The 14384-nt window shown below is 65.2% G+C and carries 13 protein-coding genes; 5 read left to right on the top strand and 8 right to left on the bottom strand.

The genetic code is table 11. The features are described from left to right. The first annotated feature begins 7 nt into the window (after positions 1-7). On the top strand, positions 8-1096 hold the full coding sequence (gene ydiK / locus AAHB08_RS07405; protein ID WP_247627490.1) for an AI-2E family transporter YdiK: 1089 nt from the start codon (positions 8-10) through the stop codon (positions 1094-1096). A 201-nt stretch (positions 1097-1297) separates the two neighbouring features. Beyond that, complete coding sequence (locus AAHB08_RS07400; protein WP_342058566.1) at positions 1298-2002, top strand: SDR family oxidoreductase; 705 nt, start codon at positions 1298-1300, stop codon at positions 2000-2002. Positions 2003-2072: 70 nt separating this feature from the next. Here the strand turns inward: AAHB08_RS07400 and AAHB08_RS07395 are convergent, their stop codons facing one another. From AAHB08_RS07395 to AAHB08_RS07385, 3 genes are read right to left on the bottom strand one after another with little or no spacing between them, the layout of a single operon-like run. Next, positions 2073-3194: an agmatine deiminase family protein gene (locus AAHB08_RS07395; RefSeq protein ID WP_342058565.1), complete on the bottom strand. Its 1122-nt coding sequence runs from the start codon at positions 3192-3194 to the stop codon at positions 2073-2075. A 17-nt stretch (positions 3195-3211) separates the two neighbouring features. Beyond that, entirely contained in the window at positions 3212-4324 is a 1113-nt protein-coding gene (locus AAHB08_RS07390) for an extracellular solute-binding protein (protein ID WP_342058564.1), read from the bottom strand. A gap of 41 nt (positions 4325-4365) precedes the next feature. Beyond that, the gene (locus AAHB08_RS07385) at positions 4366-5418 is read right to left on the bottom strand and encodes an agmatine deiminase family protein (RefSeq protein ID WP_342058563.1); all 1053 of its coding nucleotides are present in this window, start codon (positions 5416-5418) and stop codon (positions 4366-4368) included. Between the two features lie 115 nt (positions 5419-5533). Here AAHB08_RS07385 and AAHB08_RS07380 point away from each other — a divergent pair, with 115 nt between their 5' ends. Continuing rightward, positions 5534-6433, top strand: coding sequence for a LysR family transcriptional regulator (locus AAHB08_RS07380; protein WP_342058562.1), 900 nt, complete (start codon positions 5534-5536; stop codon positions 6431-6433). Positions 6434-6501: 68 nt separating this feature from the next. Next, positions 6502-8409 (top strand): dihydroxyacetone kinase operon transcriptional regulator DhaR, encoded by a 1908-nt coding sequence (dhaR, locus tag AAHB08_RS07375; RefSeq protein WP_342058561.1) that lies wholly within the window; start codon positions 6502-6504, stop codon positions 8407-8409. Between the two features lie 89 nt (positions 8410-8498). Here dhaR and AAHB08_RS07370 read toward each other — a convergent pair whose 3' ends face one another. The 5 genes from AAHB08_RS07370 to AAHB08_RS07350 all read right to left on the bottom strand — a co-directional run bounded on the left by AAHB08_RS07370 (position 8499) and on the right by AAHB08_RS07350 (position 13742). After that, positions 8499-9581, bottom strand: coding sequence for a glycerol dehydrogenase (locus AAHB08_RS07370; protein ID WP_342058560.1), 1083 nt, complete (start codon positions 9579-9581; stop codon positions 8499-8501). 138 nt (positions 9582-9719) lie between these two features. Further along, complete coding sequence (dhaM, locus tag AAHB08_RS07365; RefSeq protein ID WP_342058559.1) at positions 9720-10436, bottom strand: dihydroxyacetone kinase phosphoryl donor subunit DhaM; 717 nt, start codon at positions 10434-10436, stop codon at positions 9720-9722. 1 nt (position 10437) lies between these two features. Beyond that, on the bottom strand, positions 10438-11067 hold the full coding sequence (dhaL, locus tag AAHB08_RS07360; RefSeq protein ID WP_128815089.1) for a dihydroxyacetone kinase subunit DhaL: 630 nt from the start codon (positions 11065-11067) through the stop codon (positions 10438-10440). A 15-nt stretch (positions 11068-11082) separates the two neighbouring features. Beyond that, entirely contained in the window at positions 11083-12153 is a 1071-nt protein-coding gene (dhaK, locus tag AAHB08_RS07355; RefSeq protein ID WP_139746148.1) for a dihydroxyacetone kinase subunit DhaK, read from the bottom strand. Positions 12154-12383: 230 nt separating this feature from the next. Further along, positions 12384-13742 carry an NCS2 family permease gene (locus AAHB08_RS07350; protein ID WP_342058558.1) on the bottom strand — a complete coding sequence of 453 codons (1359 nt, stop codon included), beginning with the start codon at positions 13740-13742 and terminating at the stop codon, positions 12384-12386. A gap of 201 nt (positions 13743-13943) precedes the next feature. On the opposite strand from AAHB08_RS07350, the gene AAHB08_RS07345 reads away from it, so the two are divergent. Beyond that, positions 13944-14276, top strand: coding sequence for a cupin domain-containing protein (locus AAHB08_RS07345; RefSeq protein WP_042001328.1), 333 nt, complete (start codon positions 13944-13946; stop codon positions 14274-14276). The last annotated feature ends 108 nt before the right edge of the window (positions 14277-14384 follow it).

Genomic DNA, 14384 nt, shown 5'->3' with positions numbered 1-14384 from the left:
GAACGCAATGCATATGAAAAAAGTGGATTTGGCCAAGATCACCCTGGGCCTGCTGTTTCTCAGCCTGCTCATCATCTCGTGCTTCATGGTGCTGCGCCCCTTCCTGCCCGCCCTGGTCTGGGCCACCATGATCACCATAGCGACCTGGCCGCTGATGCAGATGGCCCAGCGCCTGCTGTGGGGCAAGCGCACCCTGGCCGCCCTGCTGATGAGCGGCATCCTGCTGCTGATGTTCGTCATCCCCCTGTTCATGGCGCTGGCCAACGTGGCGGAGAAGGCCCCCATGCTGATCGATCTCGGCACCGAGCTGAGCCACTCCCCGCCCCCCGAGCTGCTCTGGCTGCAACAGGTGCCTCTGGTGGGCGACAAGCTGTTCGAGTTCTGGCAGCAGATCCTCGCGAGCGGCGGTCAGGTGCTGTTCGCCAAGCTGGCCCCCTACTTCGGCCAGACAGCCCGCTGGCTGGCGGCCCAGGCGGGCAACCTCGGCCTGCTGTTCGTCCACTTCCTGCTGACGGTGGCCATCTGCGGCCTGCTCTACCACTCCGGGGAAAAAGCCGCCGACGGCATTCGCCGCTTCGCCCACCGCCTGGCGGGCCAGCGTGGCGACAACGCCGTGGTGCTCGCCTCCCAGGCCATCCGCGCCGTCGCCATGGGGGTGGTGGTGACCGCCCTGGTGCAATCCTCGGTGGCCGGGATAGGCCTGCTCATCGCCGGCATTCCCTACACCATGATCCTGGTGGTGCTGATGTTCCTGCTGATCGTCGCCCAGATAGGCCCCTTCCCCGTGCTGCTGGCCAGCGTGGGCTACCTCTACTGGAGCGGGGATACCACCTGGGGCACCTTCCTGCTGGTCTGGTCCCTGCTGGCGGGCACCATGGACAACTTCCTGCGCCCCTTCCTCATCAAGCGCGGCGCCGACCTGCCGCTGATCCTGATCCTGGTGGGCGTCATCGGCGGCCTGCTGGCGCTGGGGATCATAGGGCTCTTTATCGGCCCCGTGGTGTTGGCGGTGGGTTACACCCTGCTGGATGCCTGGATAAAAGAGGGGGAGCAGGCACCCGCCGCAGAGGCGCCCGTGCCACCCCCGGTGGAGTGACCCGCCCGCAAGAGAAACAAGACGCCGCCCACTGGGCGGCGTCTTTTTTTGCACGGCTTGGGCCCGGTCGCGCCCACATAGAACCAAAGTTCGAATCGTCTCGCCAAAACACGAACCAGGGTTCGAATCCGCCCCCTCCCTCCCCTGGGATCCCCTAACCCCAGCCGCCACAATGGCTGCTCCATTGAAGGAGGAGACAAGATGAACGAACTGAGAGCAACACGCGCCCTGATCAGCGGTGGCGCCAGTGGCATAGGGCTGGCCATCGCCGAGGCCCTGGCCAGCCAGGGGGTGGAGCTGGTGCTGGTCTCGCGCCGCCTGGGACTGCTGGAGCAGGAGGCGGCGCGGCTCAACGCCCGCTACGGGGTGAGGGTACTGCCGCTTGCGCTGGATCTCTGCGACGGCGATCAGGTGCGCGCCCGCCACGCCGAGGCCCGGGAGCGGCTCGGTCCCATCGACCTGCTGGTCAACAACAGCGGGGTGGGCAGCGACTACCTGGTGCAGGACTTGCCGGAGTCGGAGTGGGACAGGGTCATGGACACCTGCGCCAAGGGGACCTTCCTGCTGACCCAGGCCTGCCTGCCGGACATGCTGGCGAGCCGCCATGGCACCGTCATCAACATCGCCTCCCAGGCCGCCAGGCACGGCTACGCCAGGGCCAGCGTCTACTGCGCCGCCAAGTTTGCCGTGCTGGGGTTCGCCAAGGCGCTGCGGGAAGAGGTGCAGCATCAGGGCATTCGGGTTCATACCCTCTGCCCCGGGCTGGTCCAGGTGCCGCCCCCGGCCTGCCCGGGCGATCGCAAGCCCGGCTGGCTGCAGGTAGAGGATCTGGCCGAGGCCGTGCTCTACACCCTGCGCCAACCCGCCCACGTCCAGCTCGACGAGATCGGCATGACGGGGATCTGAGGGGCTGTTGTACCAAGGGACATGACCCGGAGCGTCGAGTCGCACCGGGTCATGAGTCGGCAGAGGAGGCTCAGGCCGGTTGATGCAGGGTGATGCAGTGAATGCCACCGCCCCCTGCCGCCACCGGGTCTATGTTGACCTGCACTATCTTGCGGCCGGGGTAGAGCTTGGCCAGCAGATCGCGGCAGTAGCTATCGGCTGCCTTGTCGCCAAACTCGGGGGCGATCACCGCGCCGTTGATCGGCAGGTAGTTGATGTAACCGGCGGCAAAGTCCGGACTGCGGCTGAATTTGTTGTCCCGCCCGCCCAGGGGTGGCGGCAGCTGATGCAGCTCCAGCTTGTTGCCGTCGGCGTCCGTCGCCTGCTGCAGTATGGCCAGGTGCTGGCGGGTCACCTTGTAGTCGTGGGAGTCGGGATCCTTGTCCATGTTGATCACCGCCACCCCGGGGCGCACGAAGCGGGCGTAGAAGTCTACGTGGGCGTCCGTGATGTCGCGGCCCTTGATCCCCGGCAGCCAGATGATCTTGCGCAGCCCCAGGTTGGCCTTGAGCTCTGCCTCCACCTGCGCCCTGGTGAGGCCGGGGTTGCGGTTGCTGTTGATCCAGCAGCTCTCGGTCATGATGGCGGTGCCGTTGCCATCCACCTCGATGCCGCCCCCCTCGCCGATGATCTCGCTCTGCAGGTAATGGGCATCCGCCTGGCGGCTCACCAGAGAGGCGATGCTGGCGTCATGGCTGTGCTCCTGCTTGTCCCCCCAGCCGTTGAAGTTGAAGTCCACCAGCCCCAGTTCCCCCTGCTCATCCTGCACGAAGACGCCGCCGGTATCCCGCAGCCAGATATCGTCCATCACGGCGTGGACGAAGTGGGTGTTGCGCTCCCCGCACAGCTGGCGCGCCAGCTCCTCGTCATCCTGGTGGCAGAGCACGTTGACCCGGGTGTAGGGCGCCATGGCCTGCACCAGCCGGCCTATGGTGGCCTGCACCTCCTTGTAGTTGCGACCCCAGATCTCGCTGGTGGCACCGAAGGCCACCCAGACCAGGGCCTGGGGGGAGGACTCCTCCGGCATGTGGTAGCGGCCGGCGGCACCGGTCTCGCCGGCGGCGAAGGCCGAGCGGGCGCCGGGCAGGCTGCCGAACCCGGCAATGGCGCCGAGGGCGACCAGTTGTTTCAATACGTGGCGTCGGGAAAACATCTTTCTACTCCTGGGGTTCAGAGGCTGCTCTTGAAACGAGTCCAGGCTCGCATCCGGGCACGCATCTGGGGTTGTGCAATGTCTTTGCCCGGAATGAGCCGCTGGTAGCTGGCCTCATCCAGGTAGATATCCGGGTTGGCCGTCATGGTGGCATCCACCATGGGTCTGGCCCTGGCACTGGCGGTCGGATAGCCGGTGCTGTTGGTGATGGCCGCCATGTTGGCCGGGCGCATCACGAAGTTGATGAAGGCGTAGGCATAGTCAGGATGGAGCGCATCCACCGGGATCGCCATGGTATCCATCCAGACGGTGCTCCCCTCCTTCGGCAATCTGTACTCGAAGTCGACCTCCTTGCCCGCCTCGGCGGCGGCGCGCCTGGCCTGGGTCATGTCGCCGCTGTAACCCAGGGACAGGCAGAGATCGCCGTTGACCAGCTGGGTCACCGGCTGGGACTGGAACTTGCGGATATGGGGCTTGAGCCCCTTGAGCAGCGCCAGCGCGGCATCCAGATCCTCGGCCTTGCCGCTGTGGGGATCCCGTCCCAGGTAGTGCAGCACAACAGCCAGCACCTCGTCGGGGGAGTCGATGATGGAGATGCCGCAGTCGGCAAATTTTGCCGCCAGCTCGGGCTTGAACAGCAGATCGAGACTGTTGACCGGGGCATCCGCCATCCGCTGCCGGATCATGGCTGCGTTATAGGTGAGCCCTATGGTGCCCCAGGTGTAGGGCACCACCGCATCCCGTGAATGGGGATAGGCTTGCTGCAGGCGCCGCAAGCCTGGCTCTATCTCCCCCAGGTGCTGCAACCTGCCCTGATCCAGCGGTTGCAGGCTGCCCGCCCGCATCAGCCGCTCCGCCACCGTATCGCCGGGAAAGATGAGGTCATAACCGCTGCGACCGGCCATCAGCTTGGCCTCCAGGGTCTCGCTGCTGTCCATGACGTCATAGATGACCCGGATCCCTGTCTCTCTGGTAAAGGCGCTGAGGGTATCGGGGGCGAAGTAGTCCGCCCAGTTGTAGAGCCGCAGCACCTTCTCCTCTCCTGTTGCCGCATCGGCCTCCCCGGCCTCGGCCGAGAGGCTCAGCAGCAGGGCCAGGCAGCCCATCCACCTTGGTGTCTTCCTGATCATGATGTGGTTACTCCCTGTGATTGGCCGCCGCCGTGCAACGCTCAGCCCCGCAGCGGCCAGGCGGGCTGCTGCTGGGTGATGCAGTGGATACCACCGCCGCCGTGGGCCAACCGGTTGATCGAGACCGGCACCACCTCCCTTTGCGGGAAGGCGCCTTGCAGCACAGCCGCCGCCTCCCGGTCGCTCGCCACCCCGTAGGCGGGCATGATGACGGCGCCGTTGGCGAGGTAGAAATTGGTGTAGGAGGCACAGAAGACCTCGGCCTCGGTGTCTATGGCCTCACTCGCGTCGTACAGATCCTGCAACTCGAAGGTGCGCCCTCTGGCATCCGTGGCCAGGGCCAGGGCCCGTCGGTTCTCCCGCACCACGAGGCCGTAGGTCGAGGTGGCATCCCGGGTGGCATCCACCAGCAGCTGGCCGGGGCGACTGAAGGCACAGACCCCGTCCACATGGCCGTCCGTCATGTCGCCGGTGACATGGTCGGGATCCCCCAGCAGCCAGATGGTTTTCTCGATGCCGAGCAGGCGGCTGAAGATCCGCTCGATCTCCCCCTTGCCGATCCCCGGATTGCGATTGCTGTTGAGCAGCACGGATTCCGTGGTGATCAGGGTGCCTTCGCCGTCCACATGGATGGCGCCCCCCTCGTTGGCCAGAAAGCTGCCGATACACTCCAGCTCCAGGCTGTTGAGGATACGCCGCGCCAACCCCTCGTCCAGACCGTGAACCGACTTGCCGCCCCAGGCGTTGAAGCGCCAGCTCACCCCGGCAGTGCCGAGTTCGGGATGACAGATGAAGGTGGGGCCGGAGTCGCGGCACCAGCTGTCATCCACCGGGAGCGGGACCAGGGTGATCCGCTCGTCACAGAGGGCGCGCGCCTCGGCCAGCGCGGAAGGGTCGACCACCAGCCTGACCGGTTCGAACCGGACGATGGCGTTGACCACCCGGGCGAAGTCCTGTTGCACCTCGGCCAGGGTGACGCCCCAGCCGGATTCCCACAGCGCCTTGTTGTGGGGCCAGACCATCCAGGTCGCGGCGTGCTGGCACCATTCGGCGGGCATAAACCAGCCCTTTGCCACTATTCCCTGTTCCCGCATATTCCCTCTCTGATTAGGTACTATTAAGGTTGCTGACGATGGGAATAGACTATCCCCCCATAACACGGCGAACAAACGATCGATTTTCAGTGCAAGTGATAAGTGGAGCTAATCAATGATGTTCAAGCACTGGCCCCCGCTCAACGTGCTGCGGGGCTTCGAGGCGGCGGCTCGCCTCGGCAGTTTTCATCAGGCCGCGCAGGAGCTGCACCTCACCCAGTCCGCCATCAGCCAGCAGATCCGCTCCCTGGAGGAGCTGCTCGGCCAGCCGCTGTTCCACCGGCAGGGGCGCTCGGTTGCCCTGACCGATGCGGGGCAGGATCTGCTGGAGACCACCCAGAGCGTGCTGCTGCAACTGGCGGTGGGGATCCAGCGCCTCGAGCAGTACCGCAAGCCGAACCAGCTGGTGCTCAACACCAGCAGCGCCATCGCCCGCCACTGGCTGCTGCCCCGGTTGGGGACGTTTCATCGTCAGCACTCCGACATCGATCTCTGGCTCTTCACCAGCGACGAGGTGCCCGACCTGGCGGAGCAGACCATAGATCTCGCCCTGCGTTGGGATCTCGCCCCCCAGGCCCAGTGCCGCCACCAGCCACTGCTGGCGGACAGCTTGCTGCCGGTGGCCGCCCCTGCCGTGCTGGCCCAACCGGCGGCAGAGCGCACCACCCTGCATGGCGAGCGGGAGCTGGACTGGCACCACTGGACCCTGAAAGGGGGGGAGGATCTGAACCTGCAGACCCGGGGGCTCAACTTCTCCGATCCCGGCCTGCTGCTGGAGGCGGCCAGCGCCGGGCTCGGCGTGGCACTGGTGAGCGAACGGCTCTCCCAGCCAGCCAGGGAGCAGGGGCAGTTGCTGCCGCTCTCCGCGTTCAGGGTCAAGGGGCCCCAGTGGAGCCTGCTGATCCATCAGGAGAGCGAGGGGATGCCGGAGTGCCGCGCCTTCTGCCACTGGCTCGGCCAGCAATTTGCCGAGGGGGCGGCGGGCGATGATCGGGATGCCATTGCCGCCCTCTGAGGCAGGTCACTGAATCGGGCCGGCAAGAGTGGTTAAATGGTCGGTCTCTCTCTTGCCGGATATTGCATGTGACTCTGCTATCTGACCGCTTGCCTCCTCAGCCCTGGCCTGACTATCTGCAGGCCTCCTGGCTGCGCTGCGCCCACCAGACCAGCGCCACCCTCTGGCACCCGCCCCACAGCGCCAAGGGGCAGACCTTGCAGAGCCTGCGTCAGCGCAAGCGGGAGTTGCTCACCACTGGCGAGATGGCCCTCGAGGATCTCTACGAATTTATGGAGGGGCGCCCCTGCGCCCTGCTGCTCACCGACGAGAGCGGCTGCCTGCTGGCCCGCACCGGCCATCGTGAGACGCTGGCAGAACTCGAAGCGCTGGGGTTTGGCCCCGGCGCCTTCTTCAGCGAGGGGCGCATCGGCACCAATGCCATCAATCTGGCGGCGCTGGAGGGGGTGCCGCTCTGCGTCAGCGGCCCCCAGCACTTCAACCAGACCCTCCATCCCTGGCACAGCTGCGCCAGCCCGGTCTACAACAGCAACGGCCGTCAGGTCGCCATCATGGCGCTGATCTGCCGGGTGGGGGAGGCAACGGTCGGGGATCTGGCGCTCACCGTCAGCGCCGGGCGCGAGCTGGCCCATCTGCTGCAGATGGAGACCCTGATGCAGGAGTCCCAGCACCATCTGAGCGAGCTTTACGCCCTGCTGGACGGCATGGATGACGGCGTGCTGGCCTGGGATCCCCAGGGCCGGCTGCGCTACCTCAACGCCCTGGCGGCACACCGGCTGCGGCTCGATCCGGATCGCTGTCTCGGCCAACCCCTGGAGCAGCACCTGCTGTTGCCCCAGCGTTTGCAGCTGGCCATCAAGGGGCAGACGCCGCTCAGCCATGTGGAGGTGACGCTGGAGCGGCTCGGCGCTCAGGAGGGGGAGTTCATCAATGCGCTGATAAGCCTCAAGCCGTTGCCGGGGCCGGAGGGGGTCAGCTTTATCGCCCTGCTGCACCCGGTCGATCGGCTGCGGGCCATCCACCAGCTGCGCCAGACGGTGCCCGAGCTGTCGGCGCTGGTGGGGGAGTCGAGCGCCATGCGCAAGCTGCTGCGCTACGCCCGGCAGGCGGCCCAGAGTCAGGGGCCGATCCTGCTGCGCGGCGAGGAGGAGGTGGGCAAGGCCCAGCTGGCGGAGGCGATCCACTTTGGCAGCGAACGGGCCGCCGGGCCGCTCATCACCCTCAACTGTCAGGCGCTGCCAAGCGAGCGGATGGCGCTGGAGCTGATGGGCTCCGACGAGGCGGGGCAGGAGCGGGCGGGCAAGTTCGAGCTGGCCCACGGCGGCACCCTGGTGCTGGAGCAGGTGGAGTGCCTCTCTGCCCCCATGCAGGCGGCGCTGCTGCAACTGCTCAAGACCGGCCGCATCCAGCGCTTCGATTCGGCCCGCATCCTGCCGCTCAAGGTGCGGATCATCGCCACCAGCAGCGCCCCGCTGGAGCAGCGAGTGCAGGAGGGGCTGTTTGGCCGCCAGCTGCTCTATGCGCTGCAGGCGTGCGAACTGTGGCTGCCAGGCCTGCGGGAGCGTGCAGCGGATCTGCCGGGCCTTATCAGCCAGCAGCTAGGGGCGCAGGGGCGCGAACCGGTGCGCCAGTTCAGCCCGGCGGCCCTCGACTGTCTGCTCGCCTATCCCTGGCCCGGCAATCTGGGGGAACTGCGCAGTGCGGTGGAGCATGCGCTGCTCCATGCCGGTCAGGGGCCGATCCCGCCGGAGGCGCTGCCTGCCGCCATTCGTCACGGCTATCAGCAAGTGGCGGACGAGGTGGTGGGGCAACCGCTGCTCACCCTGGCGGAGCTGGAGCGGCAAGCCATCCTGCGCTGCGCCCACGCCTGCAAGGGGCAGGTGAGCCAGATGGCCCAGCATCTTGGCATCAGCCGCACCACCCTCTGGCGGCGGCTCAAGCTGCTTGAGATCGATCCCGCCGACTATCACGGCTGACGGCGAGCCGTCGCCAACCGGCCCGCAGAAAACGAAAAGGCCCCGCAGATGCGGGGCCGATTTATATGGCAGGGTCAGCCGTGGGGCGGTTACAGCCCCAGCTGGTGAGCGGTGACGATGGCCGCCAGCACATCCTCGGCGGTGACCTTGAACGGCATGTTGTGGATGGTCTCCCCCTCGGCGGTAGAGGCTTTGGCCACCTCCATCAGGCGTGCCATATTCAGCTCCTTGACCCCCATCATATGCAGGTTGGTGGGCAGGCCGATCGAGCGGCAGAAGGCCAGCACAGTCTCGATCTCCGCCATCGGCGCGTTCTCCAGCACCAGCTGCACCAGGGTACCGAACGCCACTTTCTCACCGTGGTAGAGGTGGTGACACTCGGCGAGCTGGGTCAGGCCGTTGTGAACGGCGTGGGCGGCGGCCAGCCCGCTGCTCTCGAAGCCGATACCGCTTAGATAGGTGTTGGCCTCGATGATGTTCTCCACCGCCTTGGTGCAGAGCCCCTGTTCCACCGCCAGCTTGGCCTTGTAGCCATCGGCCAGCAGGGTCTTGTAGCAGAGCTCGGCGATGGCCTGCGCTGCCAGCGTGGAGGCACCGCCGGCCATGGTCTGGCAACCGGAGACCTTGTTGGCGCGCGCCTCGAAGTAGGTGGAGAGCGCATCCCCCATGCCGGAGACCAGCAGCCGTACCGGGGCGCGGGAGACCACGCCGGTATCCATGATGACCATGTTGGGGTTGGTCGGGATCATCAGGTATTCGCTGAACTGCCCTTGTGGGGTGTAGATGACCGCCAGCGCGCTGGTGGGGGCATCGGTGGAGGCGATGGTCGGCACTATGACCACCGGCACTTTCTGATAGAAGGCGACCGACTTGGCGGTATCCAGCGTCTTGCCGCCGCCGATGCCGATAATGACGTCAAAGGGCGTCTGGTTGCAGCGGGCCAGCAGGCGGTCGATCTCGGGGCGGGAGCACTCGCCATTGAAGCAGTCGAACTCCGGCTTGATACCGGCGCCGTGGAAGCTGGTGGCAACGGTATCGCCCACCAGCTTGGTGACGAAGGCGTCGGCCAGAATAAGCGGCTTAGCGCCGAGCGCTTTGACGTAGTTGCCGATATTGGCGAGGGCCCCGTTGCCTTGCACGTATTTGCTGGGGCTGATGATAATGCGGTCCATATTCTATCCCTCTCTCTTTATGTATTAAGAATCGGGGCGAAGGGGCGGCAGTGCCGGGGACTCCTTCGTCTTTTACTTGCACAACAGTGGCGCGGCTGCTGGCGGATGAAGCCGCTGCCGCGCCTTGAAGCAGGCAGGTCAGTCGCCGAAACGCTCCGCTGCCAGCTGCTGGAAGCAGGCCAAGGCGGCGTTGGCATCTTCCCCCCGCGCCAGCAGGGTGAGCCGGTCGCCCTGGCGCACGTTGAGCATGGCGAGCCGGGTCAGGCTGCGGGGGTTGGCCTCTTTATCCCCCTTTTGCAGCTTGAGTTCGGCAGCAAAGGGCTTGAGAGCGGCCACCAGTCGGGCGGCGGGGCGCACATGCAGGCCGTGGGGGTTATCCACCACCACCTCGCAGCGCAGCCAGCCGTCGTCGGCTGCGGGGGCTGTCTCAGTGGCGGTCGGCGCCGCACTGGCTGGCAGCATCGCCTGTTTCGGGCCCAGCGCACCGAGCGCCTCGGCGGCTACCTCGTCCAGCGTCAGGCCGGAACCGGCCGCCACCACGGCGGCCAGGGTGCCCTCGACCAGCGGGGCGGGGCAGAGCCGCACCCGTGCGCTCAGCTCCGGGGGCAGCAGTTCGAGGGCGGTCTCGGCGCTCAAGAGGGCGCTGCCCAGGTCCATCAACACCAGCACGCCGCTGCCGTCGTCCGCTTCTTCAATCGCACTCATCACGGCGATGGCATCGGTGCCAATGGGGTGGTCGGGGTCATCGACCCCGGCCGCCAGCAGCAATCTGGCCGGGCTGCCGAGCTGGTCGGCCAGTGTTTTCAATCCGGCCGCCAGCATGGCGCTGTGAGAGACAACTACGATTCCGATCATGTCACAACCTCGCTCTGTCACGCAGGGCGGTCAGCAGCAGCAGGGTCGAGGTGGCCCCGGCATCCTGATGGCCTATGCTGCGCTCGCCAAGATAGCTGGCGCGCCCCTTGCGGGCCTGCATCTGGATGGTGGCCTCGGTACCGGCCGCTGCGGCTGCCACCGCCTTGTCCAGCGCATCGTTGAGCGGCAGCTCTTGCTGCTGCGCCTGTTGCAGGGCCGCCAGTGCCGGCCACCAGGCATCGCACATGGTCTTGTCACCCGGCTCGGCACGGCCGCGGGAGACGATCCCCTCGACCCCGTCGCTCAGCATTTTGCACAGCTGGCTGAGACTCAGGCTCTGACAGGCGTCGCTGCTGGCCGCCGCCCGGATAAAGAAGGTGCCGTAGAGCGGGCCGCTGGCGCCGCCGACAGAGGAGAGCAAGGTCATGCCGGTGGTTTTCAGTACCTGCCCGATATCCTTGTCTGCCACCGCTGGCAGTTTCTCGGCCACCTTGGCGAAGCCGCGCTGCATATTGAGGCCGTGGTCGCCGTCGCCGATGTCGGTATCCAGTGCGGTGAGGTAGTCACGCTGCTCGGTAAAGATGTGTTCGCAGTCGAGCAGCCAGTTGACGATCTGATGTTTGCTTAGCATGAGAATAAAGGCTCCTTAGCAGCCTCGACGCAAGGCCGGGGTGTGAACGGGGGCATCCCACAGGGTCATCAGCTCGTCATCCACCTTGAGCAAGGTGATGGATATGCCGGTCATGTCGAGGGAGGTGCAGTAGGGGCCAATGAGGTTACGCACCAGATGGATGCCGGCCTCTTCGCACAGGGTAGCGAGGCGGCCATAGACGCCATACAGCTCGGAGATGGGGGTGCCGCCGAGGCTGTTGACCAGTGCGATGACCCGATCGCCCGCATTCAGCGGCTCGATAAAGGTGTGCTCCTCCTGCCAGCTGCCGGAGGCTCTGTCCCAGTGGCGCAGGGTGCGGCCATAGGGGGTGTTGTCAGCCAGCTCGCTGAACATGTCATCCACCAGGGTATTGAGGTCGGTGAAGGGGCGGCGCGCTATGCCCGGCTCGCCGTGAATGCCCACGCCGAACTCCATCTCGTTGTCGGCCAGGGTGAAGGAGGGCTTGCCGGCGGCAGGCACGGTGCAGGCATGCATGGCAACGCCTATGGTGCGGCTCTGGTTGTTGATGCGGCGGGCCAGCGCCTCGCAGCGGGTCAGGTCATAGCCAGCTTCGGCAGCGGCCCCCACCAGTTTTTCGCACAGCACTGTAGTGGCAACGCCACGGCGACCAGCGGTATAGAGGCTGTCTTTGACCGCCACGTCGTCATCGATCAGGGAGAAGCCGACCTTGACCCCGTCACCGTGCAGCAGCTCGACCGCGGTTTCGAAGTTAAGCACGTCGCCGGTGTAGTTCTTCACCAGAAACAGCACGCCCGCGCCGCCATCAACGGCCTGACCGCACTCGTACATCTGGTCCGGGGTCGGGGAGGTAAAGATCTCGCCGGGGCAGGCACCATCCAGCATTCCCTTGCCCACCAGACCGCCGTGCATCGGCTCGTGGCCGCTGCCACCGCCGGAGACCAGCGCCACCTTGCCCATCACGGGGGAGTCGGCGCGGGTGATGTAGTGGGGTTCGATACGTACCTTGAGCTCGGGGTGGGCGGCAGCCATCCCCATCAGTTGTTCACGGACCACGGCATCGACGGCATTGATCAGCTTCTTCATGGCTCACTCCTTGGCTTGCCACCACACGGGGTAGGCAGATGGTTGATGGAGCCAGTCTAACGGGATAAATCGGGAGGAAAATGACGGCAGGTTAGGTTCGGATTTGAAACAGGATTAGGGGCGTTGGCGTTTCAATCTGAAACTTGGCGGGGCAAACGGGAGAGAAACTGCTAGCGGCCTCACAGCCATGAAAAAGGGCCCTGCGGGGCCCTTCACTATCACCGGAAGCCTTAGATGGCCCAGCCACCGGCATAGAAGATCACCAGCGCCAGGGCGATGATGACGGTGCCGACGTTCAGCTTCTTCCACTCGGCGGCAAACAGACGACCGACAACCAGGGCCACGAAGCCCAGCATGATGCCGGTCACTATGTTGCAGGTGAGCACGATGAAGACGGCGCACAGCATGCCTGCCAGGGCATCGACCGAGTCATTGAAGTCCAGCTTGGTGACGTTGCCCAACATCAGCAGGCCGACGTACATCAGCGCCGGTGCGGTGGCGTAAGCCGGTACCAGATAGCTCAGCGGGGAGAGGAAGATCATCAGCAGGAACAGCACGCCGACCAGCGCAGCGGTCAGACCGGTCTTGCCACCGGCCGCGGTACCTGCGGCCGATTCGATGTAGACGGCAGCCGGAGCACCACCCACCACGCCAGCGACCATGCTGCTGACGGAATCGGCAGTCAGTGCCTTGCCGCCGCTGATGATGTGGCCACGTTCGTTGATAAGGCCCGCCTGACCCGCCACGGCACGTATGGTGCCGGTGGCGTCAAAGACGGCTGTCATCACCAGCGCCAGCACGGTCGGAATCACCACCGGATTGAGGGCGCCCAGCAGATCCATGCTGCCTACCAGCGAACCTTTCTCGCCGGTCAGGCTCGGCATGGCGAAGAAGCCCTGCCAGGCCACTTTCGGATCGAAGATGAGGCCGAGGATGGAGATGGCGATGATCACCATCAGGATGCCGCCCGGCACCTTGCGACGCTCCAGACCGAAGATGGCGGCAAGACCCAGCACCGTCATGATGACCGGGAAGGAGGTCACTTCACCCAGTTGAACCGGCAGACCGGCCCCTTCGTTCTTGATCACCATGCCGACGCCGTTGGTGGCGATCAGCAGCAGGAACAGACCTATACCTATGCCGGTGCCGTGGGCGATGCCGGAGGGGAGGTTGTCCAGGATCCACTGGCGCACGCCGGTGACGCTGATCAGGGTAAACAGCACACCCATCAGGAAGATGGCGCCGAGGGCGACCGGAATGCTCAGCCCCTGACCCAGTACCAGACTGAACGCGGTAAAGGCGGTGAGGGAGATGGCGCAACCTATGGCCATCGGCAGCTTGGCCCACAGACCCATCAGCAGGGAGCCGAAGGCGGCGATCAGGCAGGTCGCCACGAAGACGGGGCCCTGCTCAAAGCCGGCAGCACCCAGCATGTTCGGCACCACTATGATGCTGTAGACCATCGCCAGGAAGGTGGTCAAACCGGCCAGCAACTCCTGGCGGACAGTGCTGCCACGCTGGGTGATGGAGAAATAGGAGTCCAGAAACCCGCTATTGCCGGTGCGGGCCGTCATTTCTTGCGTTGCCATAACTCATCCTGAATGTGTGAAGGAAATCGTTTGCGTAATGGCGCGCAAAATAGCAAGAATTTGACGAGATTGCAGCGGATCAGGCACCATTTTCCCGAACTTTTCCATTTAAAGCCTCATTAGAAGCCTCAACTTCCACATGGGAAGCTCCCCTCCAGCTTCTACACTCTTAGCTAGCCCCCATCAGCCGGAGACAAGCCCATGCACACAGGCAACCTGCTTGGCCAGATCCCCTCCCCCCTGCCCAATGAGGTGTTCACCGACCTGGTCAGCACCAATCACTTCCGCATCGAGCGCATCCTCTCCCAGGGGCAACAGACCCCCACGGGGGAGTGGTTCGATCAGGATGAACACGAATGGGTGGCGCTGATACAGGGCGAAGCCATCCTGGTCTTCATCACACCGGATACCGGGGTCCAGGAGCGCGTCCACCTTGGGCCAGGGGATTACATCAACATCCCGGCGCACCTTCAGCACAGGGTGGAGTGGACCCACCCTACCGAGACGACTGTCTGGCTCTGCATCTACTACTAGAGGAATCACCTCGCCACAGTGACAAGGCACAACAAAAGAAGCCCAATCGACAGATTGGGCTTCCTGGAAACTGACGCTGAAGGCGCATAGCAAAAAGGCCTTCCCGTA

The organism is Aeromonas sp. OTU364, assembly GCF_038440395.1.
Taxonomy (GTDB): domain Bacteria; phylum Pseudomonadota; class Gammaproteobacteria; order Enterobacterales; family Aeromonadaceae; genus Aeromonas.
This window is presented reverse-complemented; position numbering and strand designations above follow the sequence as displayed.

Excerpts from the sequence above, each read along its gene's own strand:
- ydiK (WP_247627490.1), top strand. The coding sequence starts at position 8 with ATGCATATGAAAAAAGTGGATTTGGCCAAGATCACCCTGGGCCTGCTG.
- AAHB08_RS07400 (WP_342058566.1), top strand. The coding sequence starts at position 1,298 with ATGAACGAACTGAGAGCAACACGCGCCCTGATCAGCGGTGGCGCCAGT.
- AAHB08_RS07395 (WP_342058565.1), bottom strand. The coding sequence starts at position 3,194 with ATGTTTTCCCGACGCCACGTATTGAAACAACTGGTCGCCCTCGGCGCC.
- AAHB08_RS07390 (WP_342058564.1), bottom strand. The coding sequence starts at position 4,324 with ATGATCAGGAAGACACCAAGGTGGATGGGCTGCCTGGCCCTGCTGCTG.
- AAHB08_RS07385 (WP_342058563.1), bottom strand. The coding sequence starts at position 5,418 with ATGCGGGAACAGGGAATAGTGGCAAAGGGCTGGTTTATGCCCGCCGAA.
- AAHB08_RS07380 (WP_342058562.1), top strand. The coding sequence starts at position 5,534 with ATGATGTTCAAGCACTGGCCCCCGCTCAACGTGCTGCGGGGCTTCGAG.
- AAHB08_RS07370 (WP_342058560.1), bottom strand. The coding sequence starts at position 9,581 with ATGGACCGCATTATCATCAGCCCCAGCAAATACGTGCAAGGCAACGGG.
- dhaM (WP_342058559.1), bottom strand. The coding sequence starts at position 10,436 with ATGATCGGAATCGTAGTTGTCTCTCACAGCGCCATGCTGGCGGCCGGA.
- dhaL (WP_128815089.1), bottom strand. The coding sequence starts at position 11,067 with ATGCTAAGCAAACATCAGATCGTCAACTGGCTGCTCGACTGCGAACAC.
- dhaK (WP_139746148.1), bottom strand. The coding sequence starts at position 12,153 with ATGAAGAAGCTGATCAATGCCGTCGATGCCGTGGTCCGTGAACAACTG.
- AAHB08_RS07350 (WP_342058558.1), bottom strand. The coding sequence starts at position 13,742 with ATGGCAACGCAAGAAATGACGGCCCGCACCGGCAATAGCGGGTTTCTG.
- AAHB08_RS07345 (WP_042001328.1), top strand. The coding sequence starts at position 13,944 with ATGCACACAGGCAACCTGCTTGGCCAGATCCCCTCCCCCCTGCCCAAT.